The sequence below is a fragment of the Allobosea sp. OK403 genome (genome assembly GCF_900113835.1).
Classification (GTDB): Bacteria; Pseudomonadota; Alphaproteobacteria; order Rhizobiales; family Beijerinckiaceae; genus Allobosea.
This window is the reverse complement of record NZ_FOQV01000003.1, coordinates 957,566-982,304: the sequence shown is the minus strand read 5'-3', so window position 1 is coordinate 982,304 and position 24,739 is coordinate 957,566. Positions and strand designations below refer to the sequence as shown.

22 protein-coding genes are annotated in these 24,739 nt (G+C 66.2%); 9 read left to right on the top strand and 13 right to left on the bottom strand.

Annotation, left to right across the window (positions count from 1 at the left end):
• Window positions 1-72: 72 nt before the first annotated feature.
• The 6 genes from BMZ97_RS15810 to BMZ97_RS15785 form a co-directional block, all read right to left on the bottom strand.
• Complete coding sequence (locus BMZ97_RS15810) at window positions 73-1,362, bottom strand: ArgE/DapE family deacylase (protein ID WP_092171118.1); 1,290 nt, start codon at window positions 1,360-1,362, stop codon at window positions 73-75.
• A 135-nt stretch (window positions 1,363-1,497) separates the two neighbouring features.
• Entirely contained in the window at window positions 1,498-3,138 is a 1,641-nt protein-coding gene (locus BMZ97_RS15805; protein ID WP_092171115.1) for an ABC transporter ATP-binding protein, read from the bottom strand.
• Window positions 3,135-3,971 (bottom strand): ABC transporter permease, encoded by an 837-nt coding sequence (locus BMZ97_RS15800; RefSeq protein WP_092171112.1) that lies wholly within the window; start codon window positions 3,969-3,971, stop codon window positions 3,135-3,137. The genes BMZ97_RS15805 and BMZ97_RS15800 overlap by 4 nt, the downstream gene beginning before the upstream one ends.
• A gap of 139 nt (window positions 3,972-4,110) precedes the next feature.
• Window positions 4,111-5,088, bottom strand: a complete 978-nt coding sequence (locus tag BMZ97_RS15795; protein WP_092171110.1) for an ABC transporter permease — start codon at window positions 5,086-5,088, stop codon at window positions 4,111-4,113.
• Window positions 5,089-5,246: 158 nt separating this feature from the next.
• Window positions 5,247-6,752, bottom strand: coding sequence for an ABC transporter substrate-binding protein (locus BMZ97_RS15790; RefSeq protein WP_244546451.1), 1,506 nt, complete (start codon window positions 6,750-6,752; stop codon window positions 5,247-5,249).
• 410 nt (window positions 6,753-7,162) lie between these two features.
• Complete coding sequence (locus BMZ97_RS15785; RefSeq protein ID WP_092171107.1) at window positions 7,163-8,716, bottom strand: HAL/PAL/TAL family ammonia-lyase; 1,554 nt, start codon at window positions 8,714-8,716, stop codon at window positions 7,163-7,165.
• 291 nt (window positions 8,717-9,007) lie between these two features.
• Between BMZ97_RS15785 and BMZ97_RS15780 the strand changes: the two genes are divergently transcribed.
• From BMZ97_RS15780 to BMZ97_RS15750, 7 genes are all read left to right on the top strand, one after another.
• Window positions 9,008-10,564 carry an ABC transporter substrate-binding protein gene (locus tag BMZ97_RS15780; RefSeq protein ID WP_175525575.1) on the top strand — a complete coding sequence of 519 codons (1,557 nt, stop codon included), beginning with the start codon at window positions 9,008-9,010 and terminating at the stop codon, window positions 10,562-10,564.
• Between the two features lie 260 nt (window positions 10,565-10,824).
• On the top strand, window positions 10,825-11,799 hold the full coding sequence (locus tag BMZ97_RS15775; RefSeq protein ID WP_210188260.1) for an ABC transporter permease: 975 nt from the start codon (window positions 10,825-10,827) through the stop codon (window positions 11,797-11,799).
• Complete coding sequence (locus tag BMZ97_RS15770; protein WP_092171102.1) at window positions 11,796-12,650, top strand: ABC transporter permease; 855 nt, start codon at window positions 11,796-11,798, stop codon at window positions 12,648-12,650. Before BMZ97_RS15775 ends, BMZ97_RS15770 begins: the two co-directional genes overlap by 4 nt.
• Window positions 12,651-12,847: 197 nt before the next feature.
• Window positions 12,848-13,861: an ABC transporter ATP-binding protein gene (locus BMZ97_RS15765; RefSeq protein ID WP_092171100.1), complete on the top strand. Its 1,014-nt coding sequence runs from the start codon at window positions 12,848-12,850 to the stop codon at window positions 13,859-13,861.
• Window positions 13,858-14,835 (top strand): oligopeptide/dipeptide ABC transporter ATP-binding protein, encoded by a 978-nt coding sequence (locus BMZ97_RS15760; RefSeq protein WP_092171098.1) that lies wholly within the window; start codon window positions 13,858-13,860, stop codon window positions 14,833-14,835. The genes BMZ97_RS15765 and BMZ97_RS15760 overlap by 4 nt, the downstream gene beginning before the upstream one ends.
• Window positions 14,836-14,871: 36 nt before the next feature.
• Window positions 14,872-15,873 carry an ornithine cyclodeaminase family protein gene (locus BMZ97_RS15755; protein ID WP_092171521.1) on the top strand — a complete coding sequence of 334 codons (1,002 nt, stop codon included), beginning with the start codon at window positions 14,872-14,874 and terminating at the stop codon, window positions 15,871-15,873.
• Window positions 15,874-15,887: 14 nt separating this feature from the next.
• Complete coding sequence (locus tag BMZ97_RS15750; RefSeq protein WP_092171096.1) at window positions 15,888-16,796, top strand: phosphate/phosphite/phosphonate ABC transporter substrate-binding protein; 909 nt, start codon at window positions 15,888-15,890, stop codon at window positions 16,794-16,796.
• Window positions 16,797-16,803: 7 nt separating this feature from the next.
• On the opposite strand, the gene BMZ97_RS15745 is transcribed toward BMZ97_RS15750, so the two are convergent.
• The 7 genes from BMZ97_RS15745 to exbB all read right to left on the bottom strand — a co-directional run bounded on the left by BMZ97_RS15745 (window position 16,804) and on the right by exbB (window position 21,956).
• On the bottom strand, window positions 16,804-17,574 hold the full coding sequence (locus BMZ97_RS15745; protein ID WP_092171093.1) for an SDR family NAD(P)-dependent oxidoreductase: 771 nt from the start codon (window positions 17,572-17,574) through the stop codon (window positions 16,804-16,806).
• Window positions 17,575-17,628: 54 nt separating this feature from the next.
• On the bottom strand, window positions 17,629-18,387 hold the full coding sequence (locus BMZ97_RS15740; RefSeq protein WP_092171091.1) for an SDR family oxidoreductase: 759 nt from the start codon (window positions 18,385-18,387) through the stop codon (window positions 17,629-17,631).
• A 63-nt stretch (window positions 18,388-18,450) separates the two neighbouring features.
• Complete coding sequence (locus tag BMZ97_RS15735) at window positions 18,451-19,257, bottom strand: aspartate dehydrogenase (RefSeq protein ID WP_092171089.1); 807 nt, start codon at window positions 19,255-19,257, stop codon at window positions 18,451-18,453.
• Window positions 19,254-20,081 (bottom strand): alpha/beta fold hydrolase, encoded by an 828-nt coding sequence (locus BMZ97_RS15730; RefSeq protein ID WP_244546424.1) that lies wholly within the window; start codon window positions 20,079-20,081, stop codon window positions 19,254-19,256. The genes BMZ97_RS15735 and BMZ97_RS15730 overlap by 4 nt, the downstream gene beginning before the upstream one ends.
• Window positions 20,078-20,392 carry an NIPSNAP family protein gene (locus BMZ97_RS15725; RefSeq protein ID WP_092171085.1) on the bottom strand — a complete coding sequence of 105 codons (315 nt, stop codon included), beginning with the start codon at window positions 20,390-20,392 and terminating at the stop codon, window positions 20,078-20,080. Before BMZ97_RS15725 ends, BMZ97_RS15730 begins: the two co-directional genes overlap by 4 nt.
• A 375-nt stretch (window positions 20,393-20,767) precedes the next feature.
• Complete coding sequence (gene exbD / locus BMZ97_RS15720; protein ID WP_092171083.1) at window positions 20,768-21,262, bottom strand: TonB system transport protein ExbD; 495 nt, start codon at window positions 21,260-21,262, stop codon at window positions 20,768-20,770.
• A 4-nt stretch (window positions 21,263-21,266) separates the two neighbouring features.
• Window positions 21,267-21,956, bottom strand: a complete 690-nt coding sequence (gene exbB, locus BMZ97_RS15715; protein WP_244546450.1) for a tonB-system energizer ExbB — start codon at window positions 21,954-21,956, stop codon at window positions 21,267-21,269.
• A 374-nt stretch (window positions 21,957-22,330) separates the two neighbouring features.
• Here exbB and BMZ97_RS31275 point away from each other — a divergent pair, with 374 nt between their 5' ends.
• Window positions 22,331-22,501 (top strand): hypothetical protein, encoded by a 171-nt coding sequence (locus BMZ97_RS31275; RefSeq protein ID WP_175525574.1) that lies wholly within the window; start codon window positions 22,331-22,333, stop codon window positions 22,499-22,501.
• A 543-nt stretch (window positions 22,502-23,044) separates the two neighbouring features.
• Entirely contained in the window at window positions 23,045-24,586 is a 1,542-nt protein-coding gene (locus tag BMZ97_RS15710) for an ABC-F family ATP-binding cassette domain-containing protein (protein WP_092171079.1), read from the top strand.
• Window positions 24,587-24,739: the final 153 nt, after the last annotated feature.

The window sequence follows — 24,739 nt, the reverse complement described above, 5'->3', positions numbered from 1 at the left end:
CCAGGGCAAAGCCGGCTCCAGATGGATCTGGCGATCTTTTGCCGTAGCAGGACCGCGCGCGTTTGTGGTGCTTCAGCCGCTCACGGCCTCGACGCCGCACCATTCCGCCACGAACAGCGCCATCGACCCGGTGATGCGCTTCAGCGAGGCCAGGCTGACGCGCTCGTCGAAGGCGTGGATGTTCTCGCCCATCGGGCCGTAGCAGAGCGCCGGAATCTTGTCGTAGAGCGCGTGTACGCGGGCATCGAGATAGGCTGCCGTCATGAAGCTCTTCAGCGGCGCTCCGAGCGCGGCCTCATGCGCGCGGCCGAGCACGGCCTCGGCTTCGCTGCCGGGCGCGAGCACATAACCCTCCGCCCAGAAGCCGTTGAAGGTCACCTTCGGCGGGTTGTTGGCGAGGAAGGCGTCGGCCCGCGATGCGGTTCGGATGCAATCCTCGATGCGCTTGGCCGTCTCCTCCGCGGCCACGCCGGGATAGAGGCCGACGCGGCAATCGACCCGGCACCAGCACGGTACCGAGGAAGCCCAGTCGCCGCCCTCGATCTTGCCGATATTGAGGTTGATCGGGTGGGGCTGGTCCTCGAAATGCTCGCGGCCGGCCTTCTCGGCGTTGAACTCTTCTTCCAGCTTGCGCAGCGCCGCGACGACGCGATAGGCAGCGTCGATGGCGTTGGCCCCAGTGCCCATCTCGCGCACATGCACCGGGACGCCGCGGACCTCGAACTGGAACCAGAGCACGCCGGCATTGGCCCGGGCCAGCATCTCGTATTCGGGCTCGGGGATCAGCGCCGCATCGGCGCGGTAGCCACGCAAATGCGTCATCAATGCGCCGTTCCCGGTCGATTCCTCCTCGACGACCGATTCGAGATAGAGCGTTGCCGCCGGCTGCAGGCCGATGCGCTTCAGCGCGTCCAGGCAGTAGAAATTGGCGCCGGCCCCGGCCTTCATGTCGGCGCTGCCGCGGCCATACATCCAGTCGCCCTCGATCACCGGGTCGAAGGGCGCATGCCTCCACTGGTCGACAGGGCCGGCCGGTACGACGTCGACATGCGCCTGCAGGATCAGCGAGCGGCCGGTCTCCGCGCGCGGATGATGGATGCCGACGACGATCGGGGCGTCGGAATGCGTGTCGGAGAAAGGCGCGCCGCCGGGATGGGCCGCGATCGCCGCCCTGTCCATCGCAAAGCGGTCCATGGTGAAGCCGCGGTCCTTCAGCGCCCGGAAGACGAAGTCCTGGCAGGTGTGTTCCTGGCCCCGCAACGAGGGAAAGCGGATCAGCTCCTGCGTGAAGGCGATCTGCTCGGCAAAGCCGGCCTCGACGGAGGCGAGAATTTTTTCACGTAGCGCGGGATCGAGAGGCATGGGCTGGGCTCCGGGGCTATTGCCGTCATGCTCGGCCTTGTGCCGAGCATCCACGTCTTGCGGCGCGGATGAAGGGGAGACGTGGATGGTCGGGACAAGCCCGACCATGACGAGGAACGAGGCCCCGTTCTCCAATCAATGCCCGAACCGCCCGCCGCCGGGAACGGCCGCCAGCAACTGCCGCGTATACTCGTGCTGCGGGGCGGCGAACAAAGCCGCAGTCGGGCCGGTCTCGACGATGCGGCCGCGCTGCATCACCGCGATGCGGTCGCAGATCTGCGCGGCGACGCGCAGGTCGTGGGTGACGAACAGGATGGCAAGACCGAGCCGGCTCTGGATGTCCTTGATCAGGGACAGGATCTGCGCCTGCACGGAGACGTCGAGCGCCGAGACCGCCTCGTCGGCCACCAGCACATCGGGTTCGAGGGCGAGCGCGCGGGCGATGCCGATTCGCTGGCGCTGGCCGCCGGAGAATTCATGCGGGTAGCGGTCGACCGCATTGGCGGAGAGGCCGACGAGTTCGAGCAATTCGCGCGCCTTCATCAGAGCGGTCACGCGCGCCACGCCATGCGCTACCGGCCCGTCGGAGATGATGCGGCCGACGGTCTGGCGCGGGTTGAGCGAGGCGAAGGGATCCTGGAACACCATCTGGATGCGCTTGCGGTGTCGGCGCAGCGCGGCGGGACCGAGATCGCTGAGCACGAGATCTCCTGAGCCTTGACCACTCAGCACGATCCGCCCGCTATTGGGTTCGATCAATCTGAGGCAGCAGCGCCCGACGGTCGATTTGCCGGAGCCGGACTCGCCGACGAGCCCGAGCGTCTCGCCCCGGACCAGCGAGAACGAGATGTCCTCAGCTGCCCTGACCTCGCGCGCCGTGCCGAAGAAGGAGCGCTTGCGATAGATCTTGCCGAGCCCCTCGACGCTGAGCACGGGGGGACTCTCCGGCAAGGCCGGTCGCACGGGCGGCACGAGCGAGGGCACCGCGGCGAGGAGTTTTTGCGTATAGGCATGGCGCGGGGCGCCCAGCACCTGGTCGGCCGTGCCTTCCTCGACCAGCACGCCCTTCTCCAGCACGGCGATGCGGTCGGCGATCTCGGCGACGACGCCCATGTCATGGGTGATGAACAGCACCGCCGTGCCGTGCTTGTGGCGCAAATTGTCGAGGAGCTTGAGGATCTGCGCCTGGGTGGTGACGTCGAGCGCGGTCGTCGGCTCGTCGGCGATCAAGAGCTTGGGTTCAAGCGCCAGCGCCATCGCGATCATCACGCGCTGGCGCTGCCCGCCCGAGAGCTCGTGCGGATAGGCCTTGGCGAGGCGCGGCGGGTCGGGCAGGCCGACCTCGGTCAGGAGGGCGATGGCGCGCGCGCGGCGTTCGGAGGCTCCGTGCAGCCCATGCGCCTCGAAGGTCTCGATGATCTGGTCGGCGACCCGCATCACCGGGTTGAGTGAGGTCATCGGCTCCTGGAAGATCATGCCGATCTCGCGCCCGCGTACATCCTGCATAGCCTCCTCGTCGAGGCTGAGCAGGTCGCGTCCGGCGAGCCTGATCGCACCGCCCGCAGGCTTCACCGCCTTGGGCAACAAGCCCATCACGGCATGGGCGATCATCGATTTGCCCGAACCGGATTCGCCGACGACGCAGAGCGTTTCGCCGGGCGCGATCGCAAGCGTCACGCCTTCGACCGCATGCGCCCGGTCGGCCAGCGCCGGCAGGGCCAGCGTCAGTTTTTCGATGGAGAGGACCGGCGGGGCCTTTGGAGAGATATCGCTCATTCGCGGCCTCGTGCGAGGCGCGGGTTCAGCGCATCGTTCAGCCCCTCGCCGGCGAGGTTGAGCGCCAGCACGGTGAGGAAGATCGCAAAGCCCGGGAAGAAGCTGATCCACCAGGCGTCGAGCAGGCGGGTGCGCCCCGCCCCCACCATATAGCCCCAGCTCATCAGGTTGGGGTCGCCCAGGCCCAGGAAGGAGAGGGCGGATTCGAGCAGGATCGCCGAGCCGATCATCAATGAGCCCATCACGATGATCGGCGCCACCGTGTTGGGTAGCACCTGGCTGAAGATGATCCGCGGCGTCGATTGGCCGATCGTGACCGCGGCCTGGACATATTCGCGCGTCTTGAGCGAGAGCACCTCGCCGCGCACCAGCCGCGCCACCGGCGGCCAGGAGACGACGCCGATGGCGAGCACGATCGAGCCCAGTTGCGGCTGCAGGATCGCGACCAGCACGATCGCCAGCGCGAAGGAGGGAATGGTCTGGAAGAACTCGGTGAAGCGCATCAGCGCGTCGTCGACGAAGCCGCCGGCATAGCCGGCGATCGCTCCGAGCGGCACGCCGATCAAGAGCGAGACGATCGTCGAGACGACGCCGATCATCAGCGAGACGCGCGCGCCATGGACCATGCCCGCCGCGATGTCACGGCCGAGCGTGTCGGTGCCGAGCGGGAAGCGCTCCAGCGCGAAGGGCGCCATGAAGGGCCGCCCGACCATGCGCCAGGGCGAGCTCGGATAGAGCGAGGGCGCCAGCAGCGCGAAGGCGACGACCGCGAGCAGAATCACCAGGCCGAGGACCGCGCCGCGATTGCGGCAGAAGCGTTTGAGGAAGTTCATGACGCGGTCTCCTCGCCGTCATGCTCGCCCTTGTGGCAAGCATCCACGTCTTGAACGCGGCATTCGGCAAAGGAAGACGTGGCAAATGAAGACATGGATGCTCGGGACAAGCCCGACCATGACGAGCTGGTAAAGCGACTCACGACGCGGCCTCGATGCGCGGATCGGCGATGCGGTAGACCAGATCCGTCAGGATGTTGAAGCCGACGACCATGGCCGAGGACATGAAGAAGACGCCGAGCAGCACGGAATAGTCGCGCTGCACCAGCGCGTCGAACATCAACCGGCCGATGCCAGGCCAGGCGAAGACCGTCTCGGTCAGCACCGCCCCGCCGACGAGCTGGCCGGCCTGCAATCCCGCCAGCGTCACCACGGGCAGGATCGCGTTGCGCGCCACATGCCGCCGCGAGACGATGCCAGGCGAGAGGCCCTTGGCCCGCGCCGTCTTGACGAAATCGGCGCCGGCGACCTCGAGCATCGAGGCGCGCATCATCCGGGCATAGAGCGCGGTGAAGAACAGTCCGAGCGTCAGTGCCGGCAGGATCAGGTGGTGGCCGATGTCGAGCGCCCGCGCCAGGCCGGTATAGTTCGCGCCAATCGTCTCGTACCCCACATTGGGCACGAGGCCGAGCTTCAGCGAGAAGACGATCTGGCTCATCAACGCGATCCAGAACAGTGGCGTCGCGTAGAAGACGAGGGATAGCGTCGTGATCAGGCTGTCCGACCAGCGCCCGGCCCGCCTTGCGGCCAGCGCGCCCATGACGATGCCGAGCGCGAGCGAGACGACGAAGGCCGCTCCTGTCAGCAGCAGCGTCGCGGGCAAACGGTCGAGCACGAGGCTGAGCACCGGCTGCTGCTGGCGATAGCTGAAGCCGAGATCGAAGGTCATGTAGCCCTTGATGTAGATCCAGAGCTGCGTGGTGATCGGCTCGTTCAGCCCGAAGCGCTGGCGCAACTGCTCGAGCAACTGGGCGTCGGCCGCGCCCGCTTCGCCGGCCAGCACCTGCGCCGGGTCGCCTGGTGCCGCGCGGATCAGGAAGAAGTTCAGCACGGCGATGGCGAAGAGCACGAGAACGCCCTTCACCAGTCGGCCGGAGAGGAAGTGGAGGAGGTTCATTCAGATATCCGCATTGACGTGGACCTCGCCGTCATGCCCGCCCTTGTGGCGAGCATCCACGTCTTGAACACGGCATTGGAAAAGTGAAGACGTGGATGGTCGGGACAAGCCCGACCATGACGAAGGACGTCGCGCCTGTTCGTCAGGCGCGGCCCACGTCACTCCTTCCACGCATCCCGGAAGCCGTCATTCACGCCGATCGCGCTGTTGACGAGGTTCTTGATGTTGCAGCGATAGATCGTCGGGAAATCCATCTCGAGCTGCCAGAGCACGGGCACGTCGTCGGCGAGGATCTTCTGCACTTTCGTGTAAAGTTCCTGTCGAGCGGCGTCCGAGGGCGCGATCGCGGCGTCGGCGAAGAGCTTGTCGACCTCCGGGTTCACATAGGCGCCCTGGTTGCCGAAGGGATTGCCCTTGACGATGTTGGTCGAGATGTAGTTGCGCGCCACGCCCGTCGCCGGATCGCCGAGTTGGTAGAGATAGTTGAAGGTCATGTCGAAATCGCCGTTGCTGGCCTTCTGGGTCCAGCCCGGCACGTCGGTGGTCTCGATCGAGACGTTGACCCCGGCATCGGTGAGGTTCTGCTTGATCGCCTCGGCCCAGCGGCTCCAGACCTCGCCATAGGGCAGGGCGAGCAGCTTGATCGGCTCGCCCTTATAGCCCGAGGCCTTGATCAGCTCCTTCGCCTTGGCGACATCGTAGGCATATTTCGGCACATCGGCCGAATAGAACTTGGTCTTCGACGAGACCGGCCCGGTTGGGATCTTGCCGAGCCCGCCCCAGACCACGTCCTTGCCGAATTCGCGGTCGATCGCGAACATCATGCCCTGGCGGAACTGTTTGTTGGCGAGCGGACCGCCCTTGGCGATGTTGGGCGTCAGCCAGGCATGGGGCGCGAACATCTCCCAGCCCTTGGTGGTGACGCAGCTATTGGGCAGCTTGGAGAGGCGGGCGACGTCGTAGACGTCGACCGAGCCGCCGGTCAGCACGTCGATCTTGCCGGTCTCATAGGCGACGGCGCGGGCAGCCGCATCGGGGATGATCTCCCAATAGATCTCGTCGAGGTTCGGCTTGCCCTTCTGCCAGTAGGTCTCGTTCTTGACGAGGTGGATATAGGAGCCCTTCTTCCACTCCTTGAACTTGAACGGGCCGGTGCCGATCGGCGTGTTGTTGGCCGGGTTGGCGCGGTAATCCGTGCCGTCATAGATGTGCTTGGGGATCATCGGCGCGCCGCCGACCTCCTGCGACAGGATCAACGGGCCGAAGGGCTGCTTCAGCGTGATCTTGACGGTGAGGTCGTCGATTTTCTCGATCTTCTCGACCTGGCCGTTGGCGATCGGGCGCCAGCGCGGATGCACCTCGCGCAGGAACTTGTCGAGCGAGAACACCACATCGTCGGCGGTGAAGGGTTTGCCGTCATGCCAGGTCACGCCGTCCTGGAGCTTGAAGGTGTAAACCTTGGCATCCGGCGAGATTTCCCAGCTCTTGGCGAGCGAGGGCTGCGGGTTGAGCTTCTCGTCATAGCGCAGCAGCGATTCGTAGATGTTGCCCGCGACCATGTTGGTCGGGCCGTTCTGGTTCAGCCCCTGCATCAGCATTGGCGGTTCCGGCTGCACCACGACATGGATGCTGCCGCCCGTCTTGGGTGTCTGCGCCGGTGCCATGGACGGCGCCAGCGCGACGGCTGCCAGCGCGGTCGTCACGGCAAGATGCCGGCGGAATGCTGAACTCGTCATCATTATCTCCCACTGCCTCGACTGTCTTGATCGTCGGTCGCATCTTTTTCGCGATCCGCCCCGCCTCGAACTAGATCATAGCTTGGTCGTGCCGCACAGGGCTGGAGCCTCTGCCGGATATGAGTAATCCCCGCCGATGGCCTCTCCGGCCCAGCTCGCAAGGAAACGATAGCGAGGCAGCACGGCGATCGTCCAATAGCCTCTGCCTATGCTAGCGATAGCCGCCCGAGCGGCCTTTGCAGGCAGCCGCGACGGCATTCTGCCCGCTGCGATGCAGGTTCTGTCGTCCCTGTCCATTTTTGCCGCAATGCAGGAAGAATGCCGCAAGGCGTCCGCCGTCAGCCCTTCCGCGACAATGCGAAGGCCTCTGCCGCATCCGCTGGCATTGCCTCGCGTAAAGCGGCGATAAAGGCCGGCTGCGCGATCACGGCCAGCGTCTTCATCGCATCCGGGCCTGTCTCGCGGTCCTCGACCAGCATCGGCACGCTCTCGCGGATCGCCTCGTAGAGCACCCTGGTGGCGGGGGCGAGCCGGGGCCGCTTGCCGATATCGACGGCTTGGGCTGCGACCACGGCCTCGATGGCAAACAGCATGCGCAGGGGCACGAGCTGCTCCTCCAGCTTGCGGATCGTCAATGCCGTCTGCGGCGCATGGTCCTCGACGCTTTCCGAGACCGGGAGAGCGTCGCAGCTCGCAGGCGCGGCCTTGAGGCGGATCTCGCCATGCAGATAGGAGGCGGTCTTCTGCAGCGAGTTGTAGCCGTTCGAGGCGCCGCCGATCGGCGAGAGATATTTCGGCAGGCCGGAGAGATGGTGGTTCATCATCTTGATGGTGCGGTAGGCCGAGGCTGTCGCCAGATGCGTGTTGACGATCGCCATCATGTCGAAAGCCAGTGCGATCGCCGGCGTATGAAAATTCGCCGTGGACAGGATCAAATCGTCGTCGGTCATGACCAGCGGGTTGTCGGCCGCCGCGTTGATTTCGGTCTCGACGCTCTCGACCGCCGTCTCGAAGCTCGTCAGCGCCGGCCCGTAGATCTGGGCGAGCACGCGGAAGCAAAGCGCGTCCTGGATCGAGCGCGCCGCGCCTTCGTCATGGAGATAGCTGCCCGCGAGAACCGCGCGGAACATCGCCGCCGCCCGCTCCTGGCCGCCGGCGGGCCGCGCGGCTGCGAGCCTGGCGTCGAAGATCTGGGGATTGGCGGCATAGCCCTCATCCGTCAGCCCTGCGATCGCGACGGAGGCGAGCAGGATGTCGGAGAGTTCGGCCAGCACCTTGGCGGCGTGGCCGCAGCTGACCGCGCTCGCATTCAGGATCGCGAGCCCGTCCTTGGCGGCGAGCGTCGCCGGCTGCAGCCCGGCCGAGGTGAACGCCTCCATGGCGGGTCGCTTTTCGCCCTTCACGAAGATCTCGCCGAGCCCGATCACCGCTGCGCCGAGATGGGCGCAAAGCCCGAGATCTCCGGCGCCGATCGAGCCGCGTCCGGGAATGACCGGCGTCAGTCCCGCATTGAACATCGCCACCATCGTGTCGAGCACCGGTGGGGAGATGCCCGAGCCGCCCTGGGCCAGGCCGATCAAGCGGCACAGCCACATGGCGCGCGCCGTCGCCTCGGGAAAAGGCTCGCCCATGCCGATGCAGCGCCCGCGCACCATCTGGACCTGGAACGCCTCGATCTGAGCCTTGTCCAGGCGGAAGGCGACGTTGCCGCCGAGGCCGGTGTTGAGCCCGTAGATCGGCGCGTCGCCTTGCGCATAGCGCTCCACCACCTTGCGCGCCGCGGCCACCTTGTCGCGTGCTTCAGGCGCAAGCGCGACCGTCGTGCCGGGGCGGCTGGCGGCCATGACGAAGCCGAGCCCGACCGGCGCGGCGCCCAGAAGGAATTCGCTCACGCTGAAGGATCTCCGTCGATGGCTTGCGATGTGCAGGCGGTGGAAGGCGGCGCCGATGGCGCCTCGGCTGGAACGGTAGCCGCAGCCTCAACAGCCGCGCAACAGACCTCCCATCCACAAAAGGCGCGAAGATGTGAGCACTGCCGTTGCGATTGCTGACAGAACTGGCAGCGCGGCCCTTTACCTCACCCCTCGATCCGGCTGACGATGGCGGCAAGGGGGATCTTCCCGGCGGCTCGCTCGTTTGACGACGGAGGCCGTCTGAAGACCGATGGACAGAGGAGAGCGATGATGCAGAACGATCTGGAGCTCAGCGTGTCCCGGCGCGCCTTTGTGGCAGGCTCGGTCGCCGCCACTGCAAGCCCTCTGCTCGGTGCGATGCCGGCCCTGGCGCAGGCCAAGACGAGCATCGCGGTGCGCATCGAGCGCGACATTACCGTGCTCGATCCCGCCTTCCGCGGCGGCCCGCATGACGCCAACGTCATCCGCTGCGTCTATCAGCGCCTGATCAAGCAGAAGGACGGCTCGGTCGAGACGGAGCTCGATGCCGCAGCCGAGCTGAAGCAGGTCAGCCCGACCCTGATCGAGTTCACGCTCAAGCCGGGGCAGATGTTCACCGACGGCTTCGGCGAGATGACCGCCGAGGACGTGAAATTCTCCTTCGAGCGCTTCGCCGTCGCGCCCGTCGACGGCAAGATCTCGCCCTATAAGGGCGACTGGACCGGCCTGACCGGCGTCGAGGTCACCGGTACATATACCGGCAAGATCAACCTCTCGCAGCCCAATGCCGGGCTGCTCGCGATCGCGATCGCCGATGCTTCGGGCTGCATCGTCTCGAAGAAGGCGGTGATGGCGCGCGGCGTCGAGCACAACACCAAGCCGGTCGGCTCGGGCCCCTATCAGGTCGTCTCGGTCGAAAAGCAGCGCGGCGCGGTGCTGAAGCGCAATCCGACTTATTCGGGTACAAAGCCGACATTCGAGGAGATCAAGGTCAACTTCATCCAGGATCCGAAGACGGCGGAGCTGGCGCTGCGGTCAGGCGAGCTCGATTTCGCGGTGCTGCCGCCTTCCGTCGCCGAGCCGATGCGCTCGGCGCAAGGCATCGTCGTCGATCAGTCGCCGGGGCTGGCCTATGTCTGGCTCGGCATCAACATGGAGAAGGCGCCCTTCACCGATCTGCGCGTGCGCCAAGCGGTTAGGCTCGCGCTCGATGTCGATCAGATGCTGCTCGCCGGCTTCAACGGCAAGGCGCCGCGACTGAACACGCTGGTCATGCAGCCGATCCTCGGCGCCTGGACGGAGGCGCCGGTCTACAAGCGCAATGTCACTGAAGCCAAGAAGCTCCTGGCGGAAGCCGGCCAGACCGCGATCAAGACCCGCATCACCATCCTGAATCAGCCATCCTACCAGACCATGGCGCTGGTGGCGCAGGCGCTGCTGAAGGAGGTCGGCATCACCGCCGAGCTCGATGTCCAGGAAGGCGGCACCTATTGGGACGCCGGCAAGGGCGAGGCCGGCAAGAATCTCGATCTGTTCATGATGCGCTTCAACGGCAAGCTCGACCCCAATTTCCTGATGCAGTGGTTCGTCTCGAGCCAGATCGGCACCTGGAACTGGCAGCGCTTCAACAGCCCGGAATTCGACAAGCTCTATCAGGAGGCGATCGTCGAATCCGATCCGGCCAAGCGCGCCGCGATCGTCATCAAGGCGCAGCAGGAAATGGACAAGTCGGCCGCTTTCGTCTGGCTCACCAACGACGTCGCCTTCGCCGTGCACCGCGCCTCGGTGAAGCCGGCCTATCTGCCCGGCGCGCTCGACTGGCAGCTCGACCGCTTCACGAGCGTTTGAGCGGTTGGTGCTGACGCCGTGATTTTGGGTCGTAATTGGTTTGCAGAATCTGCGCTGCAAGCTCGCAACTTGAAAACCCACGCTGTCATCCCGGGCGGAGCGCAGCGCAGAACCGGGATCCATTCCGGAACGCTTGCCGGCGAGATTCAGGAATGGATCCCGGGTCTCCCTCCGGTCGCCCGGGATGACGGCGCGGGTTGTTGTGATGTGGGAGCCGATAAAGCAAGGCGAAGCATAGCTGGCTTCCCAATGGCTGCGCCATGAGCGACACCGCGCGCTACCTCCTGAGCCGTCTTGTCACGACGTTGTTGATCGTGCTCGGCGCGATGCTGCTGCTGTTCACGCTCTCGGCGATCGTGCCGGGCGATCCGGCAACCGCTCTGCTCGGTCCGCAGGCGACGGCGGAATATGCGAAGCGCTTCATCGTCGAGATGGGGCTCGACCAGCCCTGGTATCGCCGCCTGCCCACCTTCCTCGGCCATGTCCTGACCGGCAATCTCGGCACCGACGTGCTCTCCGGGCGGCCGGTCGCGGGCATCGTCGGCGCGGTGCTTCCCTACACCTTCATCCTGACCTTCGCCTCGATCGGGCTTGCAGTCGTGATTGGCGTGCCGCTCGGCTGTTACGCCGCAACGCATCGCGGCTCGGCTCTCGACCATGCGCTGGCTTTCATCAGTGTCGCCTTCATCGCGATCCCCTCCTTCGTCATCGCGATCTTCCTGCTGCTGATCTTCTCGATCTGGTTGGACTGGCTGCCCGTGCTCGGCGCCGGCCAGCCCGGCGATTGGCTCGACCAGGCCAAGCGCCTGATCCTGCCGACGACAGCGCTGAGCGTCGGCTGGATCGGCTTCATCGCGCGCCTCATGCGCAGTTCCATGCTGGAGGTGATGGGCGAGAACTATATCCGCACCGCGCGCGCCTATGGCCTGCCGAACCGGATGGTGACCTATAAATACGCGCTCAAGAACGCCTGCATCCCGACCATTGCCGTGCTCGGCATGGGCATCGGCCGTTTGCTCGGCGGGGCCGTGCTGGTCGAGATCGTCTTCGCGCGGCCGGGTCTCGGCCGCCTGATTTTCGATGCGATCGCGACCCGCAATTTCCCTGTCCTGCAGGGGGCCGTGCTCGTCGTGGTGCTGATCTTCGTCGTCACCAACCTCCTCGTCGATCTCAGCTATTCCGCGATCGACCCGCGCATCCGCCGCGATGGCGCGCCGCAGGCGGCCGGGCAATGAATGCGCTGGCAGTGACAGCCGGCACCATCCGGCGCATCGGCTCGCATCTCGGCGGTGCTGTCGGGCTCGTCATCGTCGCGGTCGTGGTGCTGTCGGCCGTGTTCGCGCCGCTGGTGGCGACGCATGATCCCGATGCGCTGGATGTGCTGAACCGCTTCTCCGGCCCCACCGCCCAGCATTGGCTCGGCACCGACCATCTCGGGCGCGATCTCTATAGCCGCCTCGTCCATGGCGCGAGCGTCGCCATGGCGGTGGCGCTGACGGCGATCTCGACGGCGCTCATCGCCGGCACGCTGCTCGGCATCCTCGCGGCCTCGCTGCCGGCGCGCTCCGAGCGGCTCATTCTGATCCTGTTCGACGTGGTCTCGTCCTTCCCCAGCCTCGTGCTGGCGCTTGCGGCCGTCGCGGTCTTCGGCCCCTCGACCATGCTCGTGGTGATCATCGTCGCGGTCACGCTGATCCCGCATTTCGGCCGTGTTGCCCGCGCCCAGGTGCTGACCGTGCGCAATGCGCCCTATATCGAGGCCGAGCGCCTGCTCGGCGCATCCTCCTGGCGCATCGTCTTCTCGCATATCCTGCCCAATATCGCCGGGCCGCTCGTCGTGCTCGCTTCGATCGACATTCCCGTGGTCATCACCATCGAGGCTGGACTGTCCTTCATCGGGCTCGGCGTCAGGCCGCCGCTCGCGAGTTGGGGCACGCTGATCTATGACGGCTATGCCTATCTCTCGGATTCCAAGCTCCCCGTGGTGATCGCCAGCAGCGCGCTCGGCCTCGCCACGCTCGGCTTCACGCTCTTCGGCGAGGCGCTTCGCGACGCGGTCGATCCGCGCCTGGACGGGGAGCGCTGAGATGATGGTGTCAGTCCCCGCTGTCATTCCGGGGCAGGCCGCAGGCCTGAACCCGGAACCCACGACCGGGCGAGTGTTCTTCGGTTGCCGACGCGTGCCACCCGGTCGTGGGTTCCGGGTTCTTTGCGGAGTTTATCCTTGGGCCGACCAAAGATCGGACCCGAGGGCAAAGCCCCGGAAGGACAGGGGAGGGCGGCATGACTGACGCTTCCCCCCTCGTCAGCATCCGCAAGCTGACGCTCGACGCTGCGACCGAGCGCGGCCCGGCTCACATCCTGCGCGGGCTCGACCTTGAGATCGGGCGCGGCCGCATTCTCGGCGTCGTCGGCGAATCCGGCTCCGGCAAATCGACGCTTGCCGCCGCCTTGCTGCGCTTGCTGCCGAGCAATATCAGCCGGCTCGACGGCGAGATCCGCTTCGACGGCATCGATCTGCTCGCGCTCCCGGCCAATGAGATGCAGGCCTGGCGCGGTGTGCGCATCGCCATGATCTTCCAGGATCCGATGACGGCGCTGAACCCGCTTTTCACCGTCGGCACCCATATGGTCGATGTGCTGCGGCGGCGTTTTCCCGATCTGTCGCGGCGCGAGGCGCTGGCCCGCAGCGAGGCGATGCTGGTCAAGGTCGGCATCGCCGATCCGCATCTGCGCCTGAAGGCCTATCCGCACCAGTTATCGGGCGGCATGCGCCAGCGCGTGATGATCGCCATGGCGCTCTCGGTCGAGCCAGACCTGCTGCTCGCCGATGAGCCGACGACGGCGCTCGACGCCACGGTCGAAGCCCAGATCGTCGCATTGTTCGACCGGCTCAGGCAGGATTTTTCCGGCTCGATCGTCTTCATCTCGCATCATCTCGGGCTCGTCGCCGAGCTCTGCGACGATCTCTGCGTGATGTATGGCGGCGCGATCGTCGAGACCGGCCCGGTCGCAGAGGTGCTGAGGGCCCCGCGTCACCCCTATACCCGCGCCCTGCTCGACTGCGAGATCGAGGATGGCGACGAGGGCCGGCTCGCGACGATTCCCGGCGAGGTGCCCAACCCGCTGAGCGAATTGACGCAATGCATCTTCGCCAGCCGCTGCGCCCACACCGCCGATATCTGCCTGGAGCGGCACCCGCCGCTTGCAGCCATGGGGCAGGGCAGGCAGGCGGCCTGCATTCGCTCAGCCCAAGTGCTGCCATATGAGGTGCTGCCATGCGAGGTGCTGCCATGAGCGCACCAGGGGCAGAGCGCGCGCCATTGATCGCCTTCGACGAGGTCTCGCTCGTCTATGGCGGCAAGGTGCGGGCGCTCGACGGCGTCTCCTTCGCGATCGACAGCGGCGAGATCGTCGGCCTCGTCGGGGAATCCGGCTCGGGCAAGACCACGCTCTGCCGCGTGCTGATGGGGCTGCTGCCCGCTTCATTCGGACGCGTAACGATCGCAGGCGAGCCATTGGCGGTGCGTCTCGCGCGCGATGCGCTCGGCTTCCGCCGGCAGGCGCAGATGCTCAAGCAGGAGGCGGTCGCCTCGCTCTCGCCGCGCATGCGCATCCGGGCGCTGGCCGAGGAGCCGTTGAAGATCCACGGATTGCCGATGGCCGAGGGCCGCGCCCGCTTGCTGCGCATCCTCAAGCGCCTCGGCTTGCCCGAGGCGACGCTCGATAAGTTTCCGCATCAGGTCTCGGGCGGACAGGCGCGCCGCGTCGCGATCCTGCGCGCTTTGGTGCTGGAGCCGCAGATCATCGTCGCCGATGAACCGACTGCGGGTCTCGACGTCTCCGTGCAGGGCGAGCTGCTCAATCTGATGCGCGACCTGCATGAGGAGTTCGCGCTGACCTATCTCGTCGTCAGCCACAACCTCAATGTCGTGCGCCGGCTGACCGGCCGGACGATCGTGATGTATCTCGGCCAGATCGTTGAGGAAGCGCCAACCAGGGCGCTGTTCGAGGCTCCGGCACACCCCTATGCGGCAGCCCTGCTCTCGACCAACCCCTCAGTCGATCCGGCCAGGCGCCGCGAGCGCATCATCCTGAAGGGCGAGATCCCGAGCCCGATCAATCCGCCTTCCGGCTGCCGCTTCCACACGCGCTGCCCGCAGGTCGCGGAGCGTTGCAAGATCGAGATGCCGGAGCTGCGCGAGATCGGCACCGGCCGCCGCGTGCGCTGCCATTTCCCGCTGACCGACGCCGCGGCCCATACGGCCTGATCCCGAGGAGCAAGAGCCATGTCCGTGCCCGCTGCCATGCCGCCGATCTACATCACTTATATGAACCGCCTCGACATCGAGGCTCTGGCCATCACCGATGACGAGATCCTGGCCGCGATCGAAGGCTCGCTGGCGACGCAGGGGCGCGGCGAGGCCGTGATCGAGCCGCGCATGCATCTCGAGCCGAAGGCGGCGAACGGCCATTTCAACGTGCTGCGCGGCGCGCTCGGAGGCGAGATCGACGCAGCCGGCGTCAAGGTCGTCGGCGACTTCGTCGAGAACTACAAGATCGGCCTGCCCTCGGAACTCGCGGTGCTGACCCTGTTCGACCGCTTCAACGGCAGCCCCAAGGCGATCCTCGACGCATCCGGCATCACCGATATGCGCACGGGTGCGGTCACGGCCATCGGCGCGAAATATCTCGCTCGCAAGGGCTCCAAGGTGCTCGGCCATATCGGTGCGCGCGGCACCGCCTATTGGAATGTCCGCCTGCTCGATCATCTCTTCGATTTCGACGAGATCCGCGTGCATTCGCGCCGGCCCGAGAGCCGCGACGGCTTTGCGGCGAAACTCTCCGCCGATCTCGGCAAGCGCGTCATCGCCACGCCGGACTGGCGATCCTGCGTCGAGGGTGCCGATATCGTCGTCGAAGCCTCGCGGCTCGATCAGCCCGAGCCGATGCTGAAGACCGACTGGATCAAAAAGGGCGCTTTCGTCGTGCCCTATGGCACGATGAGCGCGGTCGAATTCTCGCTGACCGACATCATGAGCAAGCTCGTCGTCGATGATTGGGGCCAGTGCAAGGGCGGCAAGTTCGGCAGCTTGCGCGCCCATGTCGAGGCCGGCAAGCTCTCGGAGGCGACGCTGCATGCCGAGATGGGCCAGATCGTCGCCGGCCTGAAACCCGGCCGCGAGAGCGAGGACGAGACCATCCTGTTCTGGCATCGCGGCCTGTCGCTGTCGGATATCGCGCTCGGCCACGCCATGCTGGAGAAGGGCAAGCGGCTGGGCATCGGCCAGCGCCTGCGCTTCGCCTGAGCGGGATCGGGCCGGTGCTCGTCGCCAATGCGCGGATGTATGGGGTCAATGCCGGGGTTCGCGCCGCCTGGGCGGAACTGTTCGCGCTGGTCTCTAAGAAGGCCGGCGTGCCGCTCGCGCTGATCGAGCACGCCGCGCCCGCGCCGCTTGAAGCGCTCTGGCGGCGCGAGGATCTCGGCCTCGCCTTCATCTGCGGCTTTCCCTTCGCCGGTGGCGGCTTTGCCTTGCAGCCGATCGCGGCGCCCATCCCCGCAAGCCCGCTCGCATCCGGAAAACCTCTCTACGCCAGCGACCTGATCGTGCGCGCCGACGGCCCGCTGCGGACGCTGCAGGATACTTTTGGTGGCCGCATTGGTTGGACGGCAAGGCATTCGCAATCCGGCTTCCAGGCGCTGCGCCGGCATCTGCTGCCTTATGTCAAAGCGTTTTCGAGCGAAGTGGACGCCGGTTCGCGTGAAGAAAACGCGTTAAAACAAAGGGCTAGAGCAATTGAACGATCCAATAGGATCGGAAACTGCTCTAGCGCTGGTGGACCGCTCTATCGCGAGAGCATCGGTGAGCTGATGACGCCGCGCCGGGTGATCGAGGCTGTGCTCGATGATCGCATCGATATCGGGCCACTCGATTCCTATTTCCACGATTTGCTGAAGCGGCATGAGCCCGAGACGGCAGCAAGGCTGCGCGTCGTCGCGACGACGCAAGCAACGCCGATACCGTTGCTGGCTGCGTCGGCCGGGCTCGACCCAGCGATTGTTGCAGCCTTGCGCGACGCGTTGCTGGGGCTTGGTGCGGCCTCGGCGGCAAAGCCTGCCCTCGCCGAATTGTGCCTCACTGGCTTTGCCACTGTGGCGCTTGACGACTACAGGCCTTTGCTGGTGCAGGCCGCAGCCCTCGACGAATCCGGATATGGCGAGCCAGGATAGGGCGCGCTCAGTCGTTCCAGAGGCCGCCGGTGATGCTGATTGTCTCGCCCGTGATGTAGTCGGCTTCGTCTGAGGACAGGAAGGCGACAGCCTTGGCGATGTCGTCGGGAACGCCCGGCCGCCGCAGCGGGATCGCCTGCGCGCGCTCATAGGCGTCGGGCAGTCCCTCGGCCTTGCGCTTGATCTCGGATTCGTCGCGCATCTTGGTGTCGACAATCAAGCCCGGCCCGACGGCGTTGACGCGCACACCGTGCTCCCCGAGTTCGGTCGCGAGCGATTGGGTGATGCCGACGATCGCGAATTTCGAGGCGCAATAGGCGCTGTACGAAGCCACGCCGGATTTTCCCATCCAGGAGGCGATGTTGACGATTGCGCCCTTGCGGTTACCGACCATTTCGGGCGCGACGGCGCGCGTCATGTGGAACAGCCCGTCGACATTGACCGAGAAATGCGCCTTCCAGTCCGCCTCGCTGGTCTCAAGCAGCTTGCCGACCTTCAGGATGCCGGCATTGTTGACCAGGATGTCGATGGGGCCGAGCGCCGCGCGCAGCGTCTCGACGGCGGCCTTCACTTGGCCGCTCGACGAGACGTCGCCGGCTGCCACCGCGACCTTGCCGCCATCCTTGCGCAGGCTTTCAGCCGTCGCCTGGGCGGCTGCGAGATCAAAATCCAGAATGCCGACATCGCAGCCCTCGGCGAGCAGCCGCGCCGCGATGGCCCGGCCGATGCCATGAGCGGCGCCGGTGACGATCGCCTTGCGTCCTTCAAGTCCGTACATGCGCGGGAATCCTGTCGATCGGAGTCTGGTGAGCGGGCCGCTCCTTATAATATATCAGCGCGCTGTCCAACCACCATCGGCAACCAGCGTCGTTCCCGTGCAGAACGACGACTCGTCGCTGGCGAGAAAGAGCATCGCCCTGGCGATCTCGACGGGTTGTCCCAGCCGCTCCATGGCCTGGCGCTGCTCGAGGCCGCGTCGGAGTTCGGCGCCGTCGGGTCCGCTCAGGATCTTGGCGAAATAGGGCGATTCAATCGTGCCTGGCGCGACGCAGTTGATCCGGATCTTGGCCGCGACATGGTCGATCGCCATCGCTCGCGTCAGCGCGGCAACCGCGCCCTTGGAGGCGACATAGGCTGCGCGATCGGTGATGCCGACATTGGCGACGGCAGACGCCGTGTTGACGATGACGCCGCCACCCTGCTTCTCCATCACCGGGATCGCATGCTTGCAGCCAAAGAACACGCCCTTGACGTTCACCGCCATCAGCGCGTCCCAGTCCGCTTCCGATGTGGTGACGACCGTGCCGGCAAATCCGAAGCCGGCATTGTTGACGAGGATGTCGAGCCGGCCATGATCGGCGACGACCTTGTCGATCATCGCCTTGATCTCGGCTTCCTTGCCGACGTCGATCGTATGTGCGCTCGCCTTGCCGGAATCGCTCGTGATCTCGGCCGCGACGCGTTCCGCGGCAGCCCCGTCACGGTCGGCGACGATCACGACCGCACCCTCTGCAGCGAAGAGCTTCGCCGCCTCGTGGCCGATGCCGGAACCGCCCCCGGTGATGATCGCGATCCTGCCAGCAAGCTTCATCCTGTCGGTCCCTCGTCTCGTCACGGGATTGCGTCGTATTTATATATCAGGTGCGAATGGCCGTCACAGCATCATCACGGGAGCGAAGAACTGCTCGATCGCCGCCAGCAGCGAGCGGCCGACGATCCAGGAGGATTTCGGATTGCTCGGCGAGGGCCGGTTGGCGATGGCAAGATGCATCGTGCCGAATTCGCTGCGCGCGGTCACGACATGGGTGTTGCCGGTCGCGGCGGGGTCGCAGACCACATCGACGCCGGTCGCCTCGAAGCCCGGCCCCGCCAGCGCCAGCGCGGCCGCGACATTGAGGTTTTGCGGATAGGCGGCCGCCGCCTCGCGCGCATTGCCCGAGAACAGGGTCACGGGGGCGTCGAGCCTGTCGGGATCATGGCCGAGCGCCTTGAGTTCCGCGCTCCAGGCGGCGGGAGGCTTGCGCGATTCATAGCGTAGCGTGAGCTCGCCTGCGTGCCGAACCGCGCGGACATAGTCGAGCGCACCGAGCGCGCCCGAGGGCAGCAGCAAGCGCCCGCCATGCTCGCGCGCCGTGGCGACGAGGCTCGCAAGCAAGGCCTCGTCATGCAAGGCGCCGATCGAGGAGATCAGCACGGGCAGGCCAAGCGCAAGACAGCCCGGAACGCTGCCGCGCACCGCCTCATGTCCCGCCGCCTCGACGACGAGGTCGGGGGCGAAGGCGGCGAGCTCGGCGAGGTCCGAGAGCGGGGTACAGCTCCGCGGCAGGCGCTGGCGCGAGGCCGATCCTGGCTTCAGCAGCACACCGAGCGCATAGCCCGGCTGCGGCGCGTCGAGTAGCGCCGCAGCGAGATCGCTGGCGATCGCGCCAAAGCCGATCAGGACGAGGCGGCGCGGCTTCATATGAGCTCGCCGATCCATTCCGCGACATTCGCCGTGAAGGCGTCGGGCCGCGAGACCGGGAAGAAATGCCCGCCCGTGTCGAGCATCGTCTTGCGCGATCCAGGCAGCGCCGCGGCCAGTTCCTCCTGCAGGAAGGCTGGCACGATCATGTCGTCGCGCGCGCCCAGGACCAGGATCGGCATCATCAGCGAGGCGGTGCTGCCCGAGCCGTCGAAGGACATCAGCGCGTCGATGCGCTCGCGCACGACCTGCCGCGCCTGCGCCGTCACTGGGGCGGCGGCGAGGGCGGCCTCGTAGGTGCCCCAGTTCGCCTCGATCCAGGCTGGCGGGTAGGCCATCAGCGCAGCGGTTGCGGCATAGGCATGCGGGTTCTCGTCGAGGATCGCGCGACGGGTGCCGAACAGGCTGGTCATGTAGCGACTGGGCTTGAGCCAGGTCGCGCTCAGGATCAGCCCGTCGAGCCGTTCGGGCGCGAGCCGGCCCAGCGCCTGGCCGATGCAGCCGCCGGTCGAATGGCCGAGCAGGACAGTGCGATCGGCGCCGGCGGCATCGAGCACGCTGAGGCAGTCCTGCGCCAATTGGTCGATGGTGCAGGCGGCGGTGCCGCGCGTGCTCGCGCCGATGCCGCGCTGGTCGAAGCGGATGATGCGGAAGGAGCGCGCCAGCGTCGCGGCATTGCTCTTCCAGAAGCCGGCTGTGCCGCCGAGCCCGCTGACGAGCAGCAGCGTCGGGCCCTGGCCCTCGCTGGTCACGTGCAGCACGGCGCCGTCGGGCGTTTCGGCGGTGAAATGTCCGGCCATACCGGATTGCGATGCGGTGCTCATTGCAGTGGCGAATAGGAAACAGGGGTGAGGATGCGCGTGTTCTGGATGTCGATCAGCCCATCGACACGCTTGAGGTAGTCCTGCCAGCGCGGATCGGCCAGCATCGTCTTGCGTTTGGCCGTGCGCTCGTCGAGGCCCTGGTAGCTCCAGAGCGCGACGACATGGTTCAGCTCGCCGATCTCGGTGGTGAAATAGGCGATGAAATTGCCCAGATGCTCTTTCTGCAGCGGCAGGCCGTGCTCGCCATAGATCTTGACGAATTCGCCAAGCTTGCCGGCCTTGATGCGATAATCGCGCTCTTCATAGATCATCGGGCGATCCTCCCCTCTCACACATCGGGCATGAGGATCTGCGCCCTCACGCTCATGCGTCTGCTGCATCACGCTGAGCCGTTCGCCGCAACTGCGGCTTCGGTCATGCCCGCTAAGCATGGCCTAGCTGGCTCGCCGCCGCCATGCACGCAAAGACGGGGCCGGGGCGCGGGCCATGCAGATCACCTTTCGGGAAGCAGGGCAGGCAGCGGCTTCTCAACTAAAAGTTAGAGCAGGATCAATGCGAAAAACCGGTGTCCACTTTTTCGCATCCTGCTCTGGCCGAGACCGCCGCAGAGTCCGGTCCGGACTGCGTTCTCGGGTGCGGACGGCTGTTCCGGAACAACGCCGCAGCCCCACGCGGCGTTGGGTCTCTTACGGCTGCGGGCCGGCCGGCGAAGCCGGGGCCGCGGGGATCTCACTGGCAGCCGGCGTGGGCGAGCTCGGACCTTCGAGCCCGACCAGCGCGATCTTGAGATAGCCTGCCGCACGCAGCGTGTTCATCAGCTTCACGACCTCGCCATAGGAGACCGACTGGTCGGCGCGCACGAAGATGCGCTGCTCGCGGTCGGATTTGGTCTGGGCGTCGAGCGCCTGGGCGAGCTGCTCGGTGGCGACTGGCTGTTCGCCCAGCACCATCGCGAGATCGGCTTTCAGCGTCAGGAAGACTGGCTTCTCCGGGCGCGGCTGAGGCTTGGCGGTCGAGACCGGAAGCTCGACTGGCGCATCGACGGTGGAGAGCGGGGCTGCGACCATGAAGATGATCAGCAGCACCAGGATCACGTCGATGAACGGCGTGACGTTGATCTCGCTGGCCTCGGGCAGGTCGTCGTCGCCGAAGCCGCCATTCGCATTGATGCCGCCGGCCATGGCCTCACTCCGCCGCGCGCTGCAGCGCGCTACGGCCGCGGTCGAGATCGCGTGAGACCAGCCGGGCCACGGTCGCGGCGGCGTCGCCGACCTCGGCGCGGTAGCCGGCGATACCGCGGCTGAACAGGTTGTAGATGATCACGGCGGGAATGGCGGCGACGAGGCCGATCGCGGTGGCGAGCAGCGCCTCGGCGATGCCCGGAGCGACCACGGCGAGGTTTGTGGTCTGCGCCTTGGAGATACCGATGAACGAATTCATGATGCCCCAGACGGTGCCGAACAGGCCGACGAAGGGCGCAGTCGAGCCGATCGTCGCCAGCCAGCCCGTGCCGCGCGCGATCTCGCGGCTGGCGGCGAGCTCGATCCGGTGCAACCGCGAGACGACGCGCTCCTTGATGCCGTCCTTGTCATAGGCCTGCTTGGAGGCCTGCATCTCCTCCACCCCTGCGTCAATCAGCTTGCGGCCGAGCCTTTGCGTCTCGCCGAGCGCCAGCGAAGCCTCACTGAGGGCGGTCTGCTTTGCCAGGATCCGGGTCGCCTGCCGCAGCCGGCGCTTGGCGGCGCTCAATTCAAGCGCCTTGGCGAGCCCGATCGTCCAGGTCACGACCGAGGCGAAGGCCAAGCCCACCATCACCGATTTCACGACGATATCGGCGGCCATGAACATCGACCAGGGCGAGAGGTCGTGCGGCATGGTCGAGGCCTGCGCATGGGCAAAAGCGGGAATGAACAGGAACGTCACAGCGGCTGCGAGGCGCAGCATCCGGCGCTGTCCAGTGGTTGATTGGCGCGTCATGGTCACATCTCGGCCCGGTGGCGAATGAGGTTGTGGTGGCTTCCCGTCAGGCGGCCGCTGGCCCGCGCCGCGGTGGTTGCTCGGGTTCGGCGATCTGGCTGGCCGGGGAGCCGTGGCGGCCTGTCGCGAACAGGCTTGTCTTTAAGGCGCGATGTTGGCGAGTCAATGGCTCGAATGCAATGCAGCATACGAAATATATATTCAATATCAGTATCTTAGAGAGATTCTAAGGAGGGGCCGAGTGACCGGGGGGCGCGCTGACCGACCGCGAGGTGATCGACCTCTTCACCGCCCAGACCGATATTGGCGGCTATCTCCTGTTCTACACCGGCTCCTTCGCCTACGCCTCGGCCGAGCCGATCATCGCCGACTGGGCCAGGACGGCGCAGGTCGACGAGGTTGCGAGCTTCAAGACGCTGCGGGTGTTCCGGAAGACCGGTTGAGGGGGCGGGTTTCAATCATGAAGCTGCGCACTCCAACTATGCGCCGTTTATGCTCGGAACCATGCCGTCATCCTGGGCGACCGAAGGTCGTCCCGGGATCCATCGTAAAGCTCAGTGGCCTCCGATGGATCCCGGATCTGCGCCGCTGCGCGGCTTGTCCAGGATGACGGCGTGGTTCCGAGCCAGGACAATACGTGCGAAGCGGTGAGGATTGCTTGCCGTCGCGCGCGGCGTTACGTTTATCCCGCAACTCGTCGAGAAAGGAGGGCCGCGTGATCACGTTTGTTCGTCACCATCATACGCGTGGCCCGGTCAACGCCCTGCAAAGCTGTTTGCAGGGCTGACCAGAGACGATTGCTTCACGGTTCTCTTCCCGGTCTGCCCTTCGTGGTAGCGCAGCGCTGAGCCTTCGATGGCTCGCGGCCCGCGTCCCTTCACAACATGTCGAGCTTGGGAGGCTGCGGCCCCCAGCCCCGCATCCCGCGGCAGCAAGGCTGCCTGCTGTGAATGCCGGCGATGGCTCGGGCAGACCGGACAACGACAATGGCATTGATCAATCTGAGGAATCTCGGCGTCACCTTGGGCACGCCGCTCTTTTCAAATCTGGACCTGACGATCGGGGCGAATGACCGCCTCGGCCTCGTCGCCGCCAATGGCCGGGGCAAGTCGACCCTCCTGCACTGTCTCACAGGCGGGTTCGAGCCCAGCGCCGGAGAGATCACGCGCTCGCGCGGCTTGCGCGTCGGGCATGTCGAGCAGGATATCCCGGCTCGGTTCGCGGACACAGCCTTCCATGACCTCGTTCGCCAGGCCTTGCCGGCGGAGCAGGCCGACAGCGAAAGCTGGCGCGTCGATGTGGTGCTCGACTCGCTCGAGGTTCCCGAGCCGCTGCGCCAGCGCCCGCTCTCGCGCCTGAGCGGCGGCTGGCAGAGGCTGGCGATGCTCGCGCGCATCTGGGTGACCGAGCCCGATCTGCTGCTGCTGGACGAGCCGACCAACCATCTCGATCTCGCCCGGATCAAACAGCTGGAAGACTGGCTCAACGCCCTGCCGCGCGAGGTGCCCGTGGTCATTTCGAGCCATGACCGCGCCTTCCTGGACGCGACGACCAACCGGACGCTGTTCCTGCGCCCGGAGCGCTCCCTGGTCTTCGCTTTGCCCTATACGAGGGCGCGCCTGGCGCGCGACGAGGCCGATGCCTCGGAGGAGCGCCGGTTCCAGCGCGACCTGAAGACTGCCCAGCAATTGCGCCGGCAGGCCGCGAAGCTCAGGAATATCGGGATCAATTCCGGCAGCGACCTCCTCGTGGTCAAGACCAAGCAGCTCAAGGAGAGAGCCGAGCGCCTGGAGGATGCCGCCTTGCCCGCGCATCGCGAGCGCTCGGCGGGTGCGATCAGGCTCGCCAATCGCGGCACCCATGCCAAGGTCCTGGTTACGCTCGACGATGCGACCATCGCGGCGCCCGACGGAACGCTGCTGTTCAAAACGGGCAAGCGCTGGATCAACCAGGGCGATCGCATCGTCCTGCTCGGAGCCAACGGGACCGGCAAATCGCGCCTCGTTAGCCTGGTCAGGCGCGCGATCGTGGAACCGCAAGGAGCGTCGGGGGCGATCAGGGCGACGCCGTCCCTGACGCTCGGCTATAGCGATCAAAACCTGTCCGAGCTTGCGCCTGACGACACGCCCGGGGCGGCGATTGGCCGGCGCTTCGATGTCGGCGATCAGCGCGCCCGCTCCCTGCTGGCCGGCGCGGGCTTGACCATCGAGATGCAGGACAGCCCGATAGGCCGCCTCTCCGGCGGGCAGAAGGCGCGGTTGATGATGCTGGTCCTGCGCCTGGCCAATCCTAACTTCTACCTCCTGGACGAACCGACCAACCATCTCGACATCGAGGGGCAGGAGGCGCTGGAGGCCGAGTTGATGGGCCAATTGGTGGGCCATGAGGCGAGCGGCCTGCTGGTCTCGCATGACCGCAGCTTCGCCCGGACGGTCGGCAATCGCTTTTGGCTGATCGAGAACCGGCGCCTGGTCGAGGTCGAGGGGCCCGGTCAGCTCTTCGCCGCCGTTGCCGGACGGGATACTTGAAAGGATCCTCGCCTGAAGGATCCTTGCGCTATGAGGCGGCCGCAAAGGCTGCCGCATGGCAATGGGCCGCGTCCCGGAAAAGCCGCCGGGCGCGACCTGCGTCAGCCTCATGGCGCGCATTCGCCGCGCCGTTCCGGCTTGTGCATCCCGGTC

Bases quoted from the DNA above. Each gene is read 5' to 3' on its own strand.
- BMZ97_RS15775 (WP_210188260.1), top strand. From the start codon at position 10,825: ATGAGCGACACCGCGCGCTACCTCCTGAGCCGTCTTGTCACGACGTTG.
- BMZ97_RS15745 (WP_092171093.1), bottom strand. From the start codon at position 17,574: ATGTACGGACTTGAAGGACGCAAGGCGATCGTCACCGGCGCCGCTCAT.
- BMZ97_RS15740 (WP_092171091.1), bottom strand. From the start codon at position 18,387: ATGAAGCTTGCTGGCAGGATCGCGATCATCACCGGGGGCGGTTCCGGC.
- BMZ97_RS15770 (WP_092171102.1), top strand. From the start codon at position 11,796: ATGAATGCGCTGGCAGTGACAGCCGGCACCATCCGGCGCATCGGCTCG.
- exbB (WP_244546450.1), bottom strand. From the start codon at position 21,956: ATGCCGCACGACCTCTCGCCCTGGTCGATGTTCATGGCCGCCGATATC.
- BMZ97_RS15725 (WP_092171085.1), bottom strand. From the start codon at position 20,392: ATGATCTATGAAGAGCGCGATTATCGCATCAAGGCCGGCAAGCTTGGC.
- BMZ97_RS15755 (WP_092171521.1), top strand. From the start codon at position 14,872: ATGCCGCCGATCTACATCACTTATATGAACCGCCTCGACATCGAGGCT.
- exbD (WP_092171083.1), bottom strand. From the start codon at position 21,262: ATGGCCGGCGGCATCAATGCGAATGGCGGCTTCGGCGACGACGACCTG.
- BMZ97_RS15800 (WP_092171112.1), bottom strand. From the start codon at position 3,971: ATGAACTTCCTCAAACGCTTCTGCCGCAATCGCGGCGCGGTCCTCGGC.
- BMZ97_RS15795 (WP_092171110.1), bottom strand. From the start codon at position 5,088: ATGAACCTCCTCCACTTCCTCTCCGGCCGACTGGTGAAGGGCGTTCTC.
- BMZ97_RS15730 (WP_244546424.1), bottom strand. From the start codon at position 20,081: ATGAGCACCGCATCGCAATCCGGTATGGCCGGACATTTCACCGCCGAA.
- BMZ97_RS15760 (WP_092171098.1), top strand. From the start codon at position 13,858: ATGAGCGCACCAGGGGCAGAGCGCGCGCCATTGATCGCCTTCGACGAG.
- BMZ97_RS15810 (WP_092171118.1), bottom strand. From the start codon at position 1,362: ATGCCTCTCGATCCCGCGCTACGTGAAAAAATTCTCGCCTCCGTCGAG.
- BMZ97_RS15710 (WP_092171079.1), top strand. From the start codon at position 23,045: ATGGCATTGATCAATCTGAGGAATCTCGGCGTCACCTTGGGCACGCCG.
- BMZ97_RS15790 (WP_244546451.1), bottom strand. From the start codon at position 6,752: ATGGCACCGGCGCAGACACCCAAGACGGGCGGCAGCATCCATGTCGTG.
- BMZ97_RS15735 (WP_092171089.1), bottom strand. From the start codon at position 19,257: ATGAAGCCGCGCCGCCTCGTCCTGATCGGCTTTGGCGCGATCGCCAGC.
- BMZ97_RS15780 (WP_175525575.1), top strand. From the start codon at position 9,008: ATGCAGAACGATCTGGAGCTCAGCGTGTCCCGGCGCGCCTTTGTGGCA.
- BMZ97_RS15765 (WP_092171100.1), top strand. From the start codon at position 12,848: ATGACTGACGCTTCCCCCCTCGTCAGCATCCGCAAGCTGACGCTCGAC.
- BMZ97_RS15805 (WP_092171115.1), bottom strand. From the start codon at position 3,138: ATGAGCGATATCTCTCCAAAGGCCCCGCCGGTCCTCTCCATCGAAAAA.